This window comes from Wolbachia endosymbiont of Ctenocephalides felis wCfeT (assembly GCF_012277295.1).
Taxonomy (GTDB): domain Bacteria; phylum Pseudomonadota; class Alphaproteobacteria; order Rickettsiales; family Anaplasmataceae; genus Wolbachia.
On record NZ_CP051156.1, the window covers coordinates 804372 to 822787 of the forward strand.

Below are 18416 nucleotides of genomic sequence, written 5' to 3' on the forward strand. Positions count from 1 at the left end.
TGTATTGGCATAATACATTATCTTATATATTATATATAGTATGTCACGCATAATAGGCGAGGAGGGTGGTTATGAATGTTTCTTTAAAGCAAAACTTTGCACAGCTTACGGAAAGGCAGAAAGAGTTGCAGAAAGAATTAGTCGATCTTCTTTCAGGGCGTAAGCGGTATGGTCCATTTGACCCAGAGCTACATAATAGTGAAGAGATTAACGAATTCAAGGATTTCTTAGATCAGCATGAAAATGATGAAGACCTGGGAGTAGTTATGAACACTCAAGAATTTGTATCGGCATTTTTTAACAGAGCTAATGATTACTCTATTGGAGTGATAGATTTGCTATTAGAGGCAGGAGCTGATCCAAATGTACAAGAACGAGAATATGATAGTTTAGGAAGGACTCCTCTACATTATGCTGCTTCATATGGTCATGAAGTATAGCCAAGTCTTTTTTAAATAGCAGCAGAATTAATATCAATATTCAAGATAAAAAGGGAAAAACTCCTTTGCATTATGCTGCTGAGTATGGTCATATTGAGGTATTTAAGTCTCTTTTCAGTAGAGATGAAATTGATGTTAATATTCAAGATAGAGAAGGAAAAACTCCTTTGCATTATGCTGCTGAGTATGGCCGTGTTGAGGTAGTTGAGTCTCTTCTCAGCAGAGGCGGAATTGACATTAATGTGCGGATGAAGAGGGAAAAACTCCCTTACATTATGCTGCTAGTTGTGATTGTATTGAGGTAGTTGAGTCTCTTCTCAGCAGAGATGAAATTAACATTAATGTGCAGGATGAAGAAGGAAAAATTCCCTTACATTATGCTGTTGAATATGAGAATATCAATGCAATCAATCTTCTTGTAAGTAGAGATGAAATTGATGTTAATATTCAAGATGGAGAAGGAAAAACTCCTTGGCGTTGCGCTTTTGAGCAAGGCTATAGAGAGCCTATAATGGCTTTATTAAATTCTGGAAAAATTAGCAATGCACTATTACCTTATGCTACTGTACTTGGTTATGAAGATATAATGCTATCACAGGGAAAAACACAAAATCAGGGTTCATTTAAGGAGATAGATGATGCAGAGCTCGTTCCTTTTACAGAAGAACAAAAAAAAATAAGTGTAGAATTGATTGAGTTTCTTACGCAAGCTAGCATGCTTACGTATGATGAACATGATAAGCATACTGATGAATATGAACTCAGGAAAGAAAAGGAAAAAGAGGTTAATAAGCTTAAGAACTTTTTGGTTGAGTGTCAGAAGGATGAAAAGCTAAAAGAAGATCTAAAAGTTGTCTTAAATGCTAAAAAAGGAGAATTTGCGTCAAAGTTTACATTTAACCTTCCAGGTTACCCCTTTCAGGCTGTAGATTTACTCTTAGAAGCAGGAATGGATCCAAATATCTCAGGTGAAGAAGTTCAGACTCCTTTGCATTATGCTGTTGATTATGGTTGTATCGATATAGTTAAATCTCTTTTAAAGAGCGATAGAATTGATGTTAATGCAAGAGACGATGATGGAAGAACTCCTTTGTGCGCAGCTGCTGGATGTTACCATAATGATATAGTTACATTGCTTTTAGAAAGCAATGTAATAGAGATTAACGCAAGAGATAATGGTGAAAGAACTCCCTTGCATATAGCTGTTGAACGTGGCTGCAGTGATATAGTTGCATCACTTATAAAAAGCAAGAAAATAGAGATTAACGCAAGAGATAATGGTGAAAGAACTCCCTTGCATATAGCTGTTGAACGTGGCTGCAGTGATATAGTTGCATCACTTATAAAAAGCAAGAAAATAGAGATTAACGCAAGAGATAATTATGCAAGAACTCCTTTGCATATAGCTGCTATGTCTAATTCTATTGACATAGCTGAGTCCATTTTAAGCAAAGAAGGGGTAGATATAGATATCCAAGATGCAGCAGGAAAGACTCCTTTACATTACGCTTCTGAAGAAAGTTATGAAGGATTAGTAGATATTTTGCTATTAAAGAAAGCAAAAGTTGACATAAAAGATAACGATGATTACACGCCATTGCACTACGCTGCTCATTACGGCCATTTGCAAACTGTATGTTCACTTGTAGGGTGCACACAAGACATTAATTGTCAAGATTTTCTTGGAGGAGATACAGCACTACATTTTGCTCTTTGGCAGAGTAAAGATTCCAGACTTGCAGATGCTATTTTAGAGAAATATCAAAAAAATGATGCAATTGATATTACAGACGCATCTGGAAGAACGCCGTTATTGCTTGCTGCAGAGTACAGTGAGCAATCCATTCTAGAACAAATATTAGGGAAAGGGGCAAATATTAACCATAAAGATAATGATGGTAATACTGCATTGCACTATGCTATACATAATGCATACACTGGAGAAAGTTGCTGCACTACGAGCAATCATGCTCGTGTTTCTGAGAATGAAGAGTATGGTGTAGATAATAGGGAAGATAATTATAAAAGCGGCCATACAAATGCCAATCTTCTTATAAGTACATTTTATAAAGAGATAGATAAAAGGACAAGAGAAGAAGCGGATGAGAAAGAGGCAGATAAGAAGGAAGCAGATAGTACAGATCTTATTGGCAACGCAATGAAGAAGGCAGATGAGAAGAAGCTTGACGGTGATGTTAGGAATAAGTTTATTAAAAAATATGCCATGGATAAATTCATCAATGCTAAGAATAAAGATGGCTTCACACCGATATTTTTTGCAGTAGAAAATGGTGACATTCAAGTTGTAAAACTTTTGTTAGAAAAAGGTGCAGATATTAACATTCAGAACAAACATGGCCGCACACTATTGTCTTATGTAAAGGATAATAAAGTAGAAAGCCTTTTAAAAAATGTGATTAATGGCTGTGGTCATTGGAGTGATGGTCAACTGATGTCTGCAGTTAACCTTAAAAGAGAAGCAATACAAACTGAACCTGAGCAGTCTGATGACTGGAATAAAGAGGTAACTACTGAATGTATAGTAAAAAGTGCACCGAACATTGCAGTTGTGCGAGATAACCCTGATAATTCTACTGTAATTGACATAGCTGACAATGGTACGTCTAATTGGCGGCCTAATACTAAACTAGATGCTATTAAAGAAATACCTGATTCTGAACTTAGGGAACGTCTAGATAAATTAAAAAAGGTTGCTGAAAGTGCAGTTTATGAAGGTAAATTAGAGGAAGAACCTGAAATAAAAGACGCTTCTTTTTTTCGCCTAAAATATGCAGAAAATAGCATAATTGATGTTGTAAAAATTGCAGGAGGGGCAAAAGATCTAAATCTGCACTATGGGACAATAGAGATTAGTGACAGCAAAATAGAGTTTGAGTTAGAAAATGGATTAAGAAATTACACTAAAATTTCAGATGGTGGTGATATAACGTTAACTTTCCACACTAATTTAGGAAAAGTAGAAGTTAGACTATATCCTGGTACTCAAGACAGAATAATAGTTGAAGTTAGTGATGATGATAGAAAGAAAATTGATCAACTAGAGAATAAAGATAGGCTAGGGAGAAGTTGCCGATTTGGAGCAATGCCCGTTTATGAAGCTATTATGCAAGGGTGGTATGATCCAAAATCTTTTCTATCCTTTAAAGCAGAAAGCCAAGATGGTTGGGGTGATAGAATAATAAGGGGTATCCATTCAGCCGGGCGGTAAAATAAAGAGTAGACAAGGAATGCTAAAAAGGTAAACTAGAGTGGCTGTGAGGTAATATGGTTGATCTTTTAGAATTTTGCGAAAGTTTAAGCAGACTATAGAAAAGTTAGAAACAAAAATAGAAGAGCTTAAAGCAGAAAATAAAGCGCTAAGGATCGAAAACGCTGAGTTAAAAGAAAGGCTTGGCTTAAGTTCAAAAAATTCATCTATACCAAGCTCCAAAGAATTATATAAGATGAGGGAAAATAAGCCAAAAAGTGACAGGAAAGTAGGAGCACAGGTTGGACATAAAGGCAGTTACCGCCCTAAAATGGAGGCAGATGAGATGGTAAAAATAGAACTGCCCAATACGTGTGAGTGCGGAGGAGAAATTGCGGTATCAAAAGATCCGTATACTCATCAAAAGGTCGATTTGCCGGAAATCAAGCCGTATGTAGTTGAATATCAACTAGAGCATGGACGTTGCAAAAGATGTGGAAAAAGAAAAAGTAGCAAGCTACAAGAAGGAGTAACTGCGGACACATTTGGTCCAAGAGTTAAGTCAGTAATTGCAGCATTAAGTGGATTTTACAAGAATTCGAAAAAAGAAGTGGCAAATATTATAAAGGACATTTTCAACCTGGATATCAGCGTCGGTAGTGTATCAAATAGGGCTTTGTTGCATCGCTCTTTGGATAGGAGGCAATACATAATAAATTCATGAAGCTATCTCAAATTTAGCCATGCCTATTTCAGTAAATTTGTTCAGCAAATAACACTTGAGTAGCATTTCTTTCTCACGGTTAATCTCAGATTTGTTCCTAAAACTAAACCCAAATGTTTGCTTCAGTCGCGAGAAAAAACTTTCTATATAAGATCTCTTCCCATAATTTATCTCTTTTTTCCACTTCTTCATACCATCTTCACCATATGACTTTATGAGCTTGATTGTAGAATTTCTCTCAGCCATATAATCCAGCTTTGGATGCTCCACTGCATTGTTTTGCAGAGGAATTTTTGTCTTTATGCCAAGCTCATTGCACAATTTGTATAACTTCTTTCGATTATATGCTCTGTCTGCATATAGTGTGCTTATATTGTATTTAGCATTAGCCCTTGCAATAAGATCACAGGCTCCATAGTGGTCAGAATAAACTCCACTACTGTATTTTGCAGCTATGACTTTTTTGCTACCTATCTCCAGCATTACATGCAATTTTCTTGTTTGCTTATAGCCACGGTACTTTCTATCTGTACCGTTTGCCTTACTATGGCCTGGAATATTATTGTAGATGCTTATTCCAGTGCTATCTATGGCGATCTCAATATTTTCCATACTGTTTTTATCATGTCTTCGATCATTAATTTTTAAGTTAAGCTTTTTGAATCTTCTGGAAGCCTGGGAATAGCTGATAACTTGCAAATTTTTTCCTATTTGCTCAAGGTATCCCGCTATAAACCCCACCGTTTGTCTTAGGCCTATTCTAAACAAATAAGTTATTATGTGAATTAGAATTACGACTTTATCACTATAAATATTGTTGCTACCGGCCATTTTGGGACTTTTTTCGTACCAATTTTCTATGGCATCGTTGACGTAATAAAAAATATTTCCTCTTTCTTGGAGAAATTTGTTATATTCGTAGCAGTTACTGACTTTCATTTTGACTGGCATATTTTTCCTTTGTCGGTTAAATGCCTGTTTATAATGAATTTTGTCAGTAACTCCCAGTTCTTTTTACTTTAGCTATGCAACAAAGCCATCAAATAGCGAGGCTAGAGTGGCAGAAAAATGCCAAGAAGCATATGAGCAAATTGAGGAAGAGGTAAGCAAGAGCAAAATTTTACATATCGATGAAACTAGCCATTACAACAAAGGTAAACAGGGCTGGTGCTGGATGTTTGCGAGCAAAATAGGAAGTGTGATCAAATTGACAGAGTCAAGAGGGATGAAAGTCCTGGAAAATAGTAAATTTGGAAAGAATAACAACCTAGTAGTGACCGACAGATATGCAGCTTACAACTACTTTTCCAGCAAGAAAAGGCAGGTCTGTTGGGCACATTTAGCAAGAGATTTTGAAAGGTTGTCTCATAGTTGGAATAGCGAAGTGAAAGTTTTGGGGTATTATTTAAGGAATGTTGCTACTGAATTATTTGCATTGAAAAAAGCTCTGTTAAAGGATGAAATAGACACATTAAGGTTCATAAGAAGAGCAAGAAAATTATGCAAGCGAACGAGATATTACTTAAAGAATATATCAAATTTACCCGAGGCAATTGGAGCGTCTCGAGTAGCAAAAAATATCATGAAATCGGATCTGATGATGTGGAAATTTTTGGACGATCCAGAAAATATTCCACTGACAAACAACTATGCTGAGCGACAGATTCGGCATTACGTTGTTTACCGAAAAGTTTCATATTTTACACAATCGAAACGGGGAAATATGTTTCTTGAGAGGATAATTTCATTGTACTTGACTTGGAGGCAAAAGAAGTTAAATCCTTTTCAAAACCTACTGGCTATTGCTTCTTAAGCCATACACCTGAATGGATACTGAATATTTTTAATAAAAGTGGAATGATTTTTTTGTAATATTAAATGTATATTTTCTGCTATTTTTTCAACCAAAGGAATTAAATTATCAAAATTCGAAAATTTTGATAGAACATAATCTGCGAGACTTCTTTGATCATCAGGTCTCCCCACTCCGAATCTCAAACGCCAGTAGTCATTATTAGTAAAACTGTCTATAGACTTAAGTCCATTATGCCCAGCAGAGCTACCGCCCTTTTTAATTTTTATTCTTCCAAGTTCTAAATCAGCATCGTCATGTATAACAATGATATTATCCAGCAAAATCTTGTAAAAGTTTCGTACCTTTGCAACGGGAATACCTGAATTGTTCATAAATGAGTATGGCTTAAGTAAAATAACCTTATCATCGTTGATTGTGCCAGAACTTACCAGATAATCGGCTTTTTTGGAAAATGGCTGAAAACTCCAATATTTACAAATTGCATCAACAACAATGAAACCAATATTATGACAAGTTAATTCATATTGGCTACCAGGGTTACCAAGCCCAACTATTAGATGCACTATTCTTCAGCTATCCCTTCTTCTGGTTCTGATTCTGGTTCCATTTCTTCAATTTTGCTATCTGCCGCAGAAATTGTTACAAGAGTGAAATTTTCCTCTTCATTAGCCACAAGTTTCACACCTTCTGGTAAACTTATATCATCAATGTGTATGGAATGACTGATCATTTTACCGGACAAATCAATTTCTATAGCTTGGGGTATCTTATCCGGAGAGCATTTAATAGTAAGAAAGCGATGCACAATGTTCAGCACTCCACCCTGCTTTAATCCTGGAGATTTCTCTTCATTTATAAACGATAAAGGTATATCTATTTTTATTTCACTGCCTTTATCAACAAATTGAAAATCAATGTGCTCTACAGTATCTTTCACCACATGCCATTGAATATCGCGCACAAGGGCATATTCTTTCTTACCTGCAATGTTTAGCTCTACTAAATGTGCAGAAAGAGCACCTGTTTTATATTGTCTTGTGAATTCCTTTGCAGATAGTGTCACGTTGATATTATCATGACCTTTCCCATATATAATCCCTGGGATAAACCCCTTTTTTCTTAGAGAATGCATTGCTTTTTTTCCTGTTACATCACGCAATTCTGCGTTGATAATCTGTTGCTCCATCAATTGCTCCTAATTAGCTCTATCCAACATATAATATAACATAAAAATATTTATTTCAAACTTCATTTTTTGGCATTATTTAAAATTTAATACCTAGTCATTTTTTTCAAAAATGTATAAGATAAAAACAATGATACTAAGTAAAAAGCATGGCATTTAGGTTTATTCCTGATAATCTTAAAATTAGATTTAGCAAGTATAAGAAATTTGCTGCATTAGTTAGTATTATTCTTGCATTTCTTTCCATGTTTACTATTGCATTACATGGAGTGAATTTTGGCATAGACTTTACAGGTGGGGTTTTGATAGAGGTGAAATCTTCAGACAAGGACCAGCTTATAATTGATGCATTAAAAAATTTTACAATTCAAAGCTCAAAAGCAGGAGATAATTTAGTAATACGTTTTAAAGATGATGGAGATAAGAACATAATAAAAAAAATAAAGAGCGTAATAGAAGAAAAGCTAGGAGACACAATAGTTTATCGTAAAGTAGACTATGTTGGTCCACAGGTAAGCTCAACACAGATATTTGAAGGAATGTTATCAATATTCATTGCAATTGTTGGGATATTTTTTTACGTTTGGCTTAGATTTAATTGGCAATGCGGGCTTGGTGGAGTAACTGCACTGATTCACAACGTAATTTTAACTTTGGGCTTTATTAGCCTGTCTGGTATTGAATTTAACATTTCATCAACTGCTGCTTTGCTTACCGTAATTGGTTATTCCATCAATGATTCGGTAGTTATATATGATCGCATTAGAGAGCATAAGAGAGGTAACGAAAATGAACAAATGGAGGAAATAGTGGATACCAGTATTAATGCCACATTATCTCGCACTATATTGACATCTGGCACAACTCTTCTTGCAGCTATTCCATTAATATTAATCTGCACTGATGTGGTTAGAGACTTTAGTTTAATTATTTTTTTTGGCATTTTAATCGGAACCTACTCTTCAATTTTTATTTCTGCCCCTATTTTGACTTGTAAGGCTTTAATGGCTAAATGAGCTATTACATAATTGTACAAACATCACGTTTTAGGCCAGTTACCCACAAAAGTGTGTTACCCCAGTGCTCCACCTTTGTCACCCCAGTGCTAGACACTGGGGTCCAGTAAAAAGGATATCATTCCAGCGTCACACGCTGGAATTCAGCGTTTTTTGACTCTGGATCCTAGTGTCGAGCACTAGGATGACACTCTTTTGTAGACAACTGGCCTAAAACACAATGTTCGTACAGATGTATGCCCAGACACTTGTATCCAGTAAAAAGAATATAATTTCTTAATCACTACTAATAATTGAATTTTCATGTACATTTCTCCTTATGGTTATATAAATTGTGCTATTTAGTTGGAACACCTTTCTCGTGTCTCTAAATGGTGTCATTCTAGCGCATGACGCTAGAATCTAGGTCTTTTTAACTAGATATTATGATCAAGTCATAATATGACAAAGATGCTTTATTATTAAAATATTTCTATTAATTTTGTAAGTATATCTACCCATTCTATTTCCTGTATCCATTCAGCCGGGCGGTAAAATAAAGAGTAGACAAGGAATGCTAAAAAGGTAAACTAGAGTGGCTGTGAGGTAATATGGTTGATCTTTTAGAATTTTGCGAAAGTTTAAGCAGACTATAGAAAAGTTAGAAACAAAAATAGAAGAGCTTAAAGCAGAAAATAAAGCGCTAAGGATCGAAAACGCTGAGTTAAAAGAAAGGCTTGGCTTAAATTCAAAAAATTCATCTATACCAAGCTCCAAAGAATTATATAAGATGAGGGAAAATAAGCCAAAAAGTGACAGGAAAGTAGGAGCACAGGTTGGACATAAAGGCAGTTACCGCCCTAAAATGGAGGCAGATGAGATGGTAAAAATAGAACTGCCCAATACGTGTGAGTGCGGAGGAGAAATTGCGGTATCAAAAGATCCGTATACTCATCAAAAGGTCGATTTGCCGGAAATCAAGCCGTATGTAGTTGAATATTAACTAGAGCATGGACGTTGCAAAAGATGTGGAAAAAGAAAAAGTAGCAAGCTACAAGAAGGAGTAACTGCGGACACATTTGGTCCAAGAGTTAAGTCAGTAATTACAGCATTAAGTGGATTTTACAAGAATTCGAAAAAAGAAGTGGCAAATATTATAAAGGACATTTTCAACCTGGATATCAGCGTCGGTAGTGTATCAAATAGCGAGGCTAGAGTGGCAGAAAAATGCCAAGAAGCATATGAGCAAATTGAGGAAGAGGTAAGCAAGAGCAAAATTTTACATATCGATGAAACTAGCCATTACAACAAAGGTAAACAGGGCTGGTGCTGGATGTTTGCGAGCAAAATAGGAAGTGTGATCAAATTGACAGAGTCAAGAGGGGATGAAAGTCCTGGAAAATAGTAAATTTGGAAAGAATAACAACCTAGTAGTGACCGACAGATATGCAGCTTACAACTACTTTTCCAGCAAGAAAAGGCAGGTCTGTTGGGCACATTTAGCAAGAGATTTTGAAAGGTTGTCTCATAGTTGGAATAGCGAAGTGAAAGTTTTGGGGTATTATTTAAGGAATGTTGCTACTGAATTATTTGCATTGAAAAAAGCTCTGTTAAAGGATGAAATAGACACATTAAGGTTCATAAGAAGAGCAAGAAAATTACGCAAGCGAACGAGATATTACTTAAAGAATATATCAAATTTACCCGAGGCAATTGGAGCGTCTCGAGTAGCAAAAAATATCATGAAATCGGATCTGATGATGTGGAAATTTTTGGACGATCCAGAAAATATTCCACTGACAAACAACTATGCTGAGCGACAGATTCGGCATTACGTTGTTTACCGAAAAGTTTCATATTTTACACAATCGAAACGGGGAAATATGTTTCTTGAGAGGATAATTTCATTGTACTTGACTTGGAGGCAAAAGAAGTTAAATCCTTTTCAAAACCTACTGGCTATTGCTTCTTAAGCCATACACCTGAATGGATACGCTCTTCAGGAGATGAAGTCATTCTGAAGATATGATATGCACCAGCTTCCAAGTTGTTTTCTTTCATGCCTGTTAGATTTTTTTCAAATGATTCATCTTGAAAAGTTGCTCCTTCTGTTGCTTTGGTAAAAGCAAACTCTTTATTTGCAGCAATTTTTTTCCAGTCAATAGGACCATCCCAGTGAGATACGTCAATTCCGTTTTTCATAAGCTCTCCAATGATAAAAAAGTCATGTTACCAACAAGAGATTAAAATATTACTAATATGGCATGAAAGTATCGGAAAAATTACTTTATGGTAATGGTCTTTGTGAGCGTTCAAAAAACCATAAAATCGCTAATCTATTTATTTAGCCAATGGTCATTAACAGAGTGCAACTCACATGAAATACCTATGTTGCTTCTAATACACGGACTTTTTAGTTTGCGTTGTTTATTTAAAAAGCACCCAGATAGTAAAAACACAGCTAAAACAAAAAACAGCAAATTTTTAAACATAATAAAACCCTTTTGTTAATACTAAGCGTATTCTTTTATTCTTATCTCCTTTTTTATCTTTCTGGAAGAAGTAATTGTGTTGCTCAAGCGCATTTTTATATAATCATAAATAATCTGCACTACTTTTTCTTCTTTATCTCTTAAAAAGTGATTAGTGTCATCTATTATATGATATTCCATAAGATCACTTTTTGTTGAGTTTATCAACCTTTTTACTAACTCTGTTACATCACTTTCTTCTGAAATCACATCATTACTACTTTGAACTATAAGTCCAGGTACAGGGCATGGAGAAAGGAAAGAAAAATCGTACTTGCTTGCTGGAATAGAAAGTGCAATAAATCCTACTATTTCTGGCCTACGCATTGTTAGCTGCATTGCTACCCACGCTCCGAAAGAAAAGCCAGCAATCCAAATCGGGACATTGCTAGGGTTGTGCTCTTGAAGCCAATCAATTGCAACAGCAGCGTCAGTTAACTCCCCTATGCCTTTATCAAAAATTCCAGTAGATTTCCCTACACCACGAAAATTAATTTTTAATACAGAGAAATTATTATCAACAAACGATGTATATATACTCTGTATCATTTTGCTGTCCATGTTGCCACCATACTGAGGATGATGATGTAAAATTAATGCGACTGGTGCACCAGCGTCTTTACTCTGATGATATTCTCCTTCTATCTTCTCTGTTGCGTTATTTAAAAAAACTTCTACCATGTATACTCCTACTAAAATCCTGTGTAATAGGAACTTGATTTATATGTTCAGCTACATATTAATTATGTATTAATTTCACTGTTTTTGCAATAAATTTTTTATCACGCCGGTTTTAGGCAGTGCCTAAAACTGTAAAAGTCAAGTAATTCATTGACAAAAGAACACAGCAATCTTTTATTTTTGTTATTTTTTTCTCATTCTAAATTTTGTTCATAGAGCCTAGCATCCTAAATATAAATAAGTTATAAGACTTTATAAGGTTATTTTGCTATAGGAGCTTAGTATGGAAATTTTTCTTGATAGTGTTGATTTAAAAGAAATTAGAGAGTTAAAGGAATTTATTGATGGTATAACAACAAATCCTTCATTAATAGCTAAATCCGGTCATAAAGATAAATATGAGGATTTAATACGTGAAATATGTTCCATTATAGAAGGGCCAGTTAGTGTTGAAGTTGTTGCAAACAAGCATGAAGAGATGATCAAAGAAGGTCTAAAGTTAGCGAAAATAGCCGATAATATAGTAGTGAAGTTACCTCTTACACATGATGGATTAATTTCTTGTAAAAAGTTGTTGACAGAGCATAACGTGCCTGCTAATATTACGTTATGTTTTTCTCCTGGACAAGCACTGCTTGCCGCTAAGGCCGGTGCTTGTTTTATTTCCCCTTTCGTTGGTCGCCTCGATGATGTGGGTTATGATGGTCTATCTTTAATAAAGGATATATGCACCATATATTCCAACTATGATTTTGATACTCAAATCCTTGTTGCATCAGTGAGGAGTCCAGCACATGTTATAGAAGCTGCAAGACTCGGCGCTGATTCGGTAACTGTTCCAGCAAAAATACTCAGGCAATTAATGAATCATCCACTTACCGATCAAGGTTTGGCAATATTTGAAAAAGATTGGAGCGGAAAATGATATAAGAATTATGAAAATGCCTGAAAAGATTATTCCTAATGCTCAGTTCTGTAATCAAAGTGGAATCGCAACAATGATTTAATTGTATGACAAAAAATTTGCTCTATACTATTAATAGTATATTTTATGGACAAATGATATGGCGCTAGGTGTGACAAACAATATTCAATTCTCATTTTTTGAGAAAGCATTCAAAAATATAGAACAAGTAATAACGACCCAGCCTATGTTTTACCTTCCTATAGATGAAGTGGGCGCAGACTTAATAAGGCGCGTAAGGATCAAAGAAAATTATGGCGAATCAGTGTATGATGTTGAATGGTTTCACGTGATTGGCGGTATAGCAAAGGACTTATCGCGAAAGTACCCATCTGAGTATGAAAAGTGGAAGAAAAGCGGCTTTGATATAAATTATGTATTCAAGAGTTCTTGTAGTCTAGTTAATTCGGATGTACATGGTGTTTCTACTTGTGAATATTCTACATATAGTACACTACTACACTTGGCAGCTAGATGTAACGCTAAAGGAGAAGTAATTAGGAGTTTAGTAAATATAGGAGCAAATCCTTTACTAAAAGAGGATAGTGCGCTTACCTCAATTGAAATAAGGGGTAGCTCAGGTATAGTGAGAGATATTACAAAGCAAATCCCCCTCGATATTGCAACCAGTAGCGAAACAAGATTAGCACTCTTACAAGTTACAAAAAGGAAACTTGATGAGGATTACTCAAATGGAAAAATCGCGAGGAAATGTATTGCAGTGGTAGCTGCTGTTTCTATCGGTGTTGCATTGTGTGCTACTGATTTTCTTGTACTTTTTCTTGCATACTATGTAGGTTTTGTATTTCTTGTAGGTTTTGCTATAAATGAGTATAAACTTAGAGAGACAAGAAAGGCTGAGACAAAAATAAACGAAGTCGAGACAAGAGTAAACGACGTAAGATTAGAGCCTGTCGTTGAGGTTGATGCTGAGTTGCTTGGTCATCAGTAGCACTTCCAAATATCTATTGCTTCCCAAGCGCAAAAAAGCACAATCTATAGTAGACTTCTTGCGAAACCGATTTATGGTGAGAAATTTTTAGGAGAAGCGCAAGCGAGTACCGCAGAATACTTGAATGTATTTAAGGAGCGCAGCTCAGCTTCGACAACAAAATTACCATTAGAAATTGAGTTTCGAAAGAAGTCTAATGATTGTATTGAAAAAGATACTTAAATGATCAGTGAAGAAGTTGTAAGGAAAAGCTTAAAAAAAGTTATAGAGTGCAAAAGTGATAAAGATATTGATATAGTATCTTCAATTATTATTAAAGGCGGAAATGTTAACTTTGCACTTGAAATTACTGAAGCAAATGAGGAGTTGAGAAAAAGTTGCGAACAAGCTGTTAAAGCAATACCAGGGGTAGAAAAAGTCACTGTAGTTGCTGTTAGTCAGAGGAAAGCCACACAACGAAAGGCTAAATTAAACATCAAAGGCGTAAAAAATATTATTGTTATTGCCTCAGGTAAAGGGGGTGTAGGAAAATCTACAGTTGCATTAAATCTCGCTCTTTCGTTAGTGAAATTAAAGCATAGAGTTGCATTAGTTGATGCGGATATATACGGTCCTTCAATTCCTAAAATGCTTGATGCTGAGAACCTAAAACCGGAGATACAGGATGGCAAAGCAATGCCGATAGAAAAGCACGGACTGCATACTATCTCAATTGGTTACTTTATTGACAAAGATCGTGCGGTAATATGGCGTGGACCTATGATCACAAAAGCACTTTATAATTTGCTGATAGGAACGAAGTGGTCTGATATAGAATATTTAATAATTGATACTCCTCCTGGCACTGGTGACGTCCATTTAAGCCTGATGGAGAATTTTGACTTAACTGGAGCGATAATAGTTTCAACTCCACAGGAACTTGCTCTGATTGATGCTCGTAAGATTTACGATATGCTTGTAAAGCTTAGTGTGCCAGTTATTGGTATGATAGAAAACATGAGTTATTTAGTTCAAAATAACTCAAAAATATACATATTTGGTGAAAGTGGTGCAAAAAAAATGTCAGAGGAATTAAATGTCAAACTTTTAGGTAACATCCCTTTAGATACGCAAATCTGTCAAGCTTCCGATTCTGGAGATCCTTTAATGCTGGGTAAAGACTTGGTAGAAATCTATAAGAATATTGCTAAAGATATAATAAATAAAATATATGGATAGAATGAACTATGATGTAATTATTTCAGGTGGTGGACTGCTCGGCCTTATTACTGCTATTGGGCTCAGTCAGGGCTCTGTGTCTGTTGCTGTAATTGAAAAAAACAGCTTGCCACGCATAACTAATGATAATCGAGCATTTGCTATCTCTCAAGGATCGAAAAAAATATTGGAAAGTTTAGGAATTTGGCAACTTATAGAGAACGAAGCAGAACCGATACTTGATATATGTATATTAGATGGAAACAGTCCAGTCACTGTGCACTATGATCATAAAATGGTTAGTGAAGAGCCAATGGGCTATGTAATTAATAATGCTACCATATGGAGTGCGATTAATAGTAATTTTCTCAATAAGTTAAATATATACTCTCCACATTCATATAAAACGATCGCTTGTGATGCTGGATATACAGAAGTAATTCTTGATAATGATCAAGAGTTAATATCTTCATTATTGATCTGTGCTGAAGGTAAGAACTCTCAGCTACCGGGGTTGTTCTCTATACCAATAGTAAAGTTTAATTACGGGCAAAACAGCATAGTGTGCAATGTAAAACATGAACTTCATCATCAAAATCTTGCAATTGAACGTTTTTTCCCTGGGGGACCATTTGCAATTCTACCAATGAAGGGTGGCTATACCTCTTCGATAGTTTGGACGGAAAAATCTGAAATTTCAAAGATGCTAATGAGCCTATCTGAAGAGGAGTTTGCTGTGGAACTTAAAAAACGATTTGGCTCTTATCTAGGGGAAGTTAAATTAGAAAATGAAAGAAAATCTTATCCTTTGAGTTTTGCTTTTGCAAGAAAGTTGTATAGGAGCAGAGTTTTACTAATTGGTGATGCAGCGCACTCAATTCATCCGGTGGCGGGCCAGGGGCTTAACCTTGGTATAAGAGATGTTGAAAGTGTTATAAATCACATAGTTGACGCGAAAGCGGCTGGAATGGATATTGGCAGTAGCTATTTATTAAAGAAGATCTCACGTGATAGGTATTTTGATAATTTAACAATGGCACTTACAACTGACAGAGTGAATAGAATATTTTCCAACAAAATATTGTGTGCTAAAATGCTAAGAAACTTAGGTTTGATTGCAGTTGAAAACTCAAATTTTCTAAAAAGACGCTTTATTCAACATGCTATGGGGCATTGAGGCTTATATACTACTGTGATATACAAATATACTAGTAATTCCTTGACCATTTTAGTTTATTAATATATATATATTAATAACTTAAGGTAGCTCAAAATGTATAATATATTTGGTTGTATCCATTCAGGTGTATGGCTTAAGAAGCAATAGCCAGTAGGTTTTGAAAAGGATTTAACTTCTTTTGCCTCCAAGTCAAGTACAATGAAATTATCCTCTCAAGAAACATATTTCCCCGTTTCGATTGTGTAAAATATGAAACTTTTCGGTAAACAACGTAATGCCGAATCTGTCGCTCAGCATAGTTGTTTGTCAGTGGAATATTTTCTGGATCGTCCAAAAATTTCCACATCATCAGATCCGATTTCATGATATTTTTTGCTACTCGAGACGCTCCAATTGCCTCAGGTAAATTTGATATATTCTTTAAGTAATATCTCGTTCGCTTGCGTAATTTTCTTGCTCTTCTTATGAACCTTAATGTGTCTATTTCATCCTTTAACAGAGCTTTTTTCAATGCAAATAATTCAGTAGCAACATTCCTTAAATAATACCCCAAAACTTTCACTTCGCTATTCCAACTATGAGACAACCTTTCAAAATCTCTTGCTAAATGTGCCCAACAGACCTGCCTTTTCTTGCTGGAAAAGTAGTTGTAAGCTGCATATCTGTCGGTCACTACTAGGTTGTTATTCTTTCCAAATTTACTATTTTCCAGGACTTTCATCCCTCTTGACTCTGTCAATTTGATCACACTTCCTATTTTGCTCGCAAACATCCAGCACCAGCCCTGTTTACCTTTGTTGTAATGGCTAGTTTCATCGATATGTAAAATTTTGCTCTTGCTTACCTCTTCCTCAATTTGCTCATATGCTTCTTGGCATTTTTCTGCCACTCTAGCCTCGCTATTTGATACACTACCGACGCTGATATCCAGGTTGAAAATGTCCTTTATAATATTTGCCACTTCTTTTTTCGAATTCTTGTAAAATCCACTTAATGCTGTAATTACTGACTTAACTCTTGGACCAAATGTGTCCGCAGTTACTCCTTCTTGTAGCTTGCTACTTTTTCTTTTTCCACATCTTTTGCAACGTCCATGCTCTAGTTGATATTCAACTACATACGGCTTGATTTCCGGCAAATCGACCTTTTGATGAGTATACGGATCTTTTGATACCGCAATTTCTCCTCCGCACTCACACGTATTGGGCAGTTCTATTTTTACCATCTCATCTGCCTCCATTTTAGGGCGGTAACTGCCTTTATGTCCAACCTGTGCTCCTACTTTCCTGTCACTTTTTGGCTTATTTTCCCTCATCTTATATAATTCTTTGGAGCTTGGTATAGATGAATTTTTTGAACTTAAGCCAAGCCTTTCTTTTAACTCAGCGTTTTCGATCCTTAGCGCTTTATTTTCTGCTTTAAGCTCTTCTATTTTTGTTTCTAACTTTTCTATAGTCTGCTTAAACTTTCGCAAAATTCTAAAAGATCAACCATATTACCTCACAGCCACTCTAGTTTACCTTTTTAGCATTCCTTGTCTACTCTTTATTTTACCGCCCGGCTGAATGGATACGTTTCTTTGGCATCCAGCGGTTGTAACACTATACCACCAACTTCGGTTGTCTTTCTTTTTAAAAATTCGGCCCAATTGTTCATGTCAGTATTTGCAAGTTCAGGTTGGTTACGCAAGTTGGTCAATCTATGTTCTCGTAAATCTTTATCGACATGAAGGCAGATGATGAGATAATTCTCTATGTTCAACTTTTTAAGAGGCTCAATTGCAAAATCAGGATTAAATTGTCCTGCAAGAAAAATCAGCTTTCTATCCTCTACCTTAGATAGTTTTTCAACCCAAGCATTTGTCATTGCTTCTTGCCACTTTTCTCCACTTCCATATTCCCTCACCATCTCTTCAGTGCTTGGAACTCCTATGCTGTCAAAGTAGTTGATGGAAACATCGTCAGGTTCAAGTTTCTCTTCTATGGCTTTCAAAACAGTTGTTTTACCAACTCCTGAAGCACCGGTGATGAATACAAATAATGTGTCACCTGCAGTCATAATAACACCTATAGCGCAAATTTCCATATTTTCCATTAAACGAATAACATACAAAGCCAAACTTCCGATAGAAATCCACAGCCTCATCATCAGTTTCTGTGACTATTTGTTGCATGGTAAATTTTCTTATAACAAAGTTAATTATTGCCTTACCTATACCGCGCTTTCTGTAACTAGGCAAAACACTAATATGACGAATAGTGATTTGTTGTGCAATTTTCTCTATTCCAACAATGCCAATCAATTTTTCACAATCAAATGCCCCAATGAGGTGTTGATTTGCATTTTGGTAACTCTCTATAACTTGTCTAATTTTATCATAAGTTGGGCAGCCAACAGACCATTGAATCACATTAGGAAGTGTAGGATTATCTGGAGAAATTTTCTTTATAGTAGTCTTATTTCCTGCAGTCATAACATTTTCTTTAAAAATATTAAGGATGACATCATTTTATTGGTAAATGGCCTAAAACGCAATATTCGT

15 protein-coding genes and 4 pseudogenes are annotated in these 18416 nt (G+C 35.5%); 11 read left to right on the plus strand and 8 right to left on the minus strand.

Annotated features, from left to right (window positions below; translation table 11 throughout):
* Window positions 1–71: 71 nt before the first annotated feature.
* The 4 genes and pseudogenes from HF197_RS03885 to HF197_RS03900 all read left to right on the plus strand — a co-directional run.
* Window positions 72–440 carry an ankyrin repeat domain-containing protein gene (locus HF197_RS03885; RefSeq protein ID WP_168464348.1) on the plus strand — a complete coding sequence of 123 codons (369 nt, stop codon included), beginning with the start codon at window positions 72–74 and terminating at the stop codon, window positions 438–440.
* Window positions 437–745: an ankyrin repeat domain-containing protein gene (locus HF197_RS03890; RefSeq protein ID WP_168464888.1), complete on the plus strand. Its 309-nt coding sequence runs from the start codon at window positions 437–439 to the stop codon at window positions 743–745. The genes HF197_RS03885 and HF197_RS03890 overlap by 4 nt, the downstream gene beginning before the upstream one ends.
* Window positions 736–3669 (plus strand): ankyrin repeat domain-containing protein, encoded by a 2934-nt coding sequence (locus tag HF197_RS03895; RefSeq protein ID WP_246168616.1) that lies wholly within the window; start codon window positions 736–738, stop codon window positions 3667–3669. The genes HF197_RS03890 and HF197_RS03895 overlap by 10 nt, the downstream gene beginning before the upstream one ends.
* A gap of 56 nt (window positions 3670–3725) precedes the next feature.
* A pseudogene (locus tag HF197_RS03900) lies at window positions 3726–4318 on the plus strand (DUF6444 domain-containing protein); the annotation flags it as partial.
* A gap of 48 nt (window positions 4319–4366) precedes the next feature.
* Here the strand turns inward: HF197_RS03900 and HF197_RS03905 are convergent.
* Window positions 4367–5323 (minus strand): IS5 family transposase, encoded by a 957-nt coding sequence (locus tag HF197_RS03905; RefSeq protein WP_168463866.1) that lies wholly within the window; start codon window positions 5321–5323, stop codon window positions 4367–4369.
* An 88-nt stretch (window positions 5324–5411) separates the two neighbouring features.
* On the opposite strand from HF197_RS03905, the pseudogene tnpC (HF197_RS03910) reads away from it, so the two are divergent.
* Window positions 5412–6185, plus strand: a pseudogene (gene tnpC / locus HF197_RS03910) (IS66 family transposase); the annotation flags it as partial.
* Here tnpC (HF197_RS03910) and pth read toward each other — a convergent pair.
* Together pth and HF197_RS03920 are read right to left on the minus strand one after the other, a co-directional pair.
* Window positions 6182–6751, minus strand: coding sequence for an aminoacyl-tRNA hydrolase (gene pth / locus HF197_RS03915; protein WP_168464350.1), 570 nt, complete (start codon window positions 6749–6751; stop codon window positions 6182–6184). The pseudogene tnpC (HF197_RS03910) and the gene pth overlap by 4 nt on opposite strands.
* Complete coding sequence (locus HF197_RS03920; RefSeq protein WP_168464351.1) at window positions 6751–7374, minus strand: 50S ribosomal protein L25/general stress protein Ctc; 624 nt, start codon at window positions 7372–7374, stop codon at window positions 6751–6753. Before HF197_RS03920 ends, pth begins: the two co-directional genes overlap by 1 nt.
* A 149-nt stretch (window positions 7375–7523) precedes the next feature.
* Here HF197_RS03920 and secF point away from each other — a divergent pair, with 149 nt between their 5' ends.
* The gene (secF, locus tag HF197_RS03925; RefSeq protein WP_168464352.1) at window positions 7524–8390 is read left to right on the plus strand and encodes a protein translocase subunit SecF; all 867 of its coding nucleotides are present in this window, start codon (window positions 7524–7526) and stop codon (window positions 8388–8390) included.
* 590 nt (window positions 8391–8980) lie between these two features.
* A pseudogene (gene tnpC / locus HF197_RS07555) lies at window positions 8981–10342 on the plus strand (IS66 family transposase).
* On the opposite strand, the gene HF197_RS03935 reads toward tnpC (HF197_RS07555), so the two are convergent.
* Together HF197_RS03935 and HF197_RS03945 are read right to left on the minus strand one after the other, a co-directional pair.
* The gene (locus HF197_RS03935; protein WP_168464353.1) at window positions 10329–10571 is read right to left on the minus strand and encodes a GH25 family lysozyme; all 243 of its coding nucleotides are present in this window, start codon (window positions 10569–10571) and stop codon (window positions 10329–10331) included. The pseudogene tnpC (HF197_RS07555) and the gene HF197_RS03935 overlap by 14 nt on opposite strands.
* Before the next feature lie 311 nt (window positions 10572–10882).
* Complete coding sequence (locus HF197_RS03945; RefSeq protein WP_168464355.1) at window positions 10883–11581, minus strand: alpha/beta hydrolase; 699 nt, start codon at window positions 11579–11581, stop codon at window positions 10883–10885.
* 283 nt (window positions 11582–11864) lie between these two features.
* Between HF197_RS03945 and fsa the strand changes: the two genes are divergently transcribed.
* The 4 genes from fsa (at window position 11865) to ubiH (ending at window position 15871) form a co-directional block, all read left to right on the plus strand.
* Window positions 11865–12506 carry a fructose-6-phosphate aldolase gene (gene fsa / locus HF197_RS03950; RefSeq protein ID WP_168464356.1) on the plus strand — a complete coding sequence of 214 codons (642 nt, stop codon included), beginning with the start codon at window positions 11865–11867 and terminating at the stop codon, window positions 12504–12506.
* Window positions 12507–12645: 139 nt separating this feature from the next.
* On the plus strand, window positions 12646–13497 hold the full coding sequence (locus tag HF197_RS03955; RefSeq protein ID WP_218938884.1) for an ankyrin repeat domain-containing protein: 852 nt from the start codon (window positions 12646–12648) through the stop codon (window positions 13495–13497).
* A gap of 222 nt (window positions 13498–13719) precedes the next feature.
* Window positions 13720–14715, plus strand: a complete 996-nt coding sequence (locus HF197_RS03965; protein WP_168464358.1) for an Mrp/NBP35 family ATP-binding protein — start codon at window positions 13720–13722, stop codon at window positions 14713–14715.
* A 1-nt stretch (window position 14716) separates the two neighbouring features.
* Entirely contained in the window at window positions 14717–15871 is a 1155-nt protein-coding gene (ubiH, locus tag HF197_RS03970; protein WP_168464359.1) for a 2-octaprenyl-6-methoxyphenyl hydroxylase, read from the plus strand.
* 136 nt (window positions 15872–16007) lie between these two features.
* Here ubiH and tnpC (HF197_RS03975) read toward each other — a convergent pair.
* The 3 genes and pseudogenes from tnpC (HF197_RS03975) to HF197_RS03985 form a co-directional block, all read right to left on the minus strand.
* A pseudogene (gene tnpC / locus HF197_RS03975) lies at window positions 16008–17368 on the minus strand (IS66 family transposase).
* A 51-nt stretch (window positions 17369–17419) separates the two neighbouring features.
* Complete coding sequence (locus tag HF197_RS03980) at window positions 17420–17932, minus strand: AAA family ATPase (protein WP_168464360.1); 513 nt, start codon at window positions 17930–17932, stop codon at window positions 17420–17422.
* The gene (locus HF197_RS03985; protein ID WP_168464361.1) at window positions 17919–18347 is read right to left on the minus strand and encodes a GNAT family N-acetyltransferase; all 429 of its coding nucleotides are present in this window, start codon (window positions 18345–18347) and stop codon (window positions 17919–17921) included. Before HF197_RS03985 ends, HF197_RS03980 begins: the two co-directional genes overlap by 14 nt.
* Window positions 18348–18416 lie beyond the last annotated feature (69 nt).

Bases quoted from the DNA above. Each gene is read 5' to 3' on its own strand.
- HF197_RS03885 (WP_168464348.1), top strand. From the start codon at position 72: ATGAATGTTTCTTTAAAGCAAAACTTTGCACAGCTTACGGAAAGGCAG.
- HF197_RS03905 (WP_168463866.1), bottom strand. From the start codon at position 5,323: ATGCCAGTCAAAATGAAAGTCAGTAACTGCTACGAATATAACAAATTT.
- HF197_RS03920 (WP_168464351.1), bottom strand. From the start codon at position 7,374: ATGGAGCAACAGATTATCAACGCAGAATTGCGTGATGTAACAGGAAAA.
- secF (WP_168464352.1), top strand. From the start codon at position 7,524: ATGGCATTTAGGTTTATTCCTGATAATCTTAAAATTAGATTTAGCAAG.
- HF197_RS03935 (WP_168464353.1), bottom strand. From the start codon at position 10,571: ATGAAAAACGGAATTGACGTATCTCACTGGGATGGTCCTATTGACTGG.
- HF197_RS03945 (WP_168464355.1), bottom strand. From the start codon at position 11,581: ATGGTAGAAGTTTTTTTAAATAACGCAACAGAGAAGATAGAAGGAGAA.
- fsa (WP_168464356.1), top strand. From the start codon at position 11,865: ATGGAAATTTTTCTTGATAGTGTTGATTTAAAAGAAATTAGAGAGTTA.
- HF197_RS03955 (WP_218938884.1), top strand. From the start codon at position 12,646: ATGGCGCTAGGTGTGACAAACAATATTCAATTCTCATTTTTTGAGAAA.
- HF197_RS03965 (WP_168464358.1), top strand. From the start codon at position 13,720: ATGATCAGTGAAGAAGTTGTAAGGAAAAGCTTAAAAAAAGTTATAGAG.
- ubiH (WP_168464359.1), top strand. From the start codon at position 14,717: ATGAACTATGATGTAATTATTTCAGGTGGTGGACTGCTCGGCCTTATT.
- HF197_RS03980 (WP_168464360.1), bottom strand. From the start codon at position 17,932: ATGACTGCAGGTGACACATTATTTGTATTCATCACCGGTGCTTCAGGA.
- HF197_RS03985 (WP_168464361.1), bottom strand. From the start codon at position 18,347: ATGACTGCAGGAAATAAGACTACTATAAAGAAAATTTCTCCAGATAAT.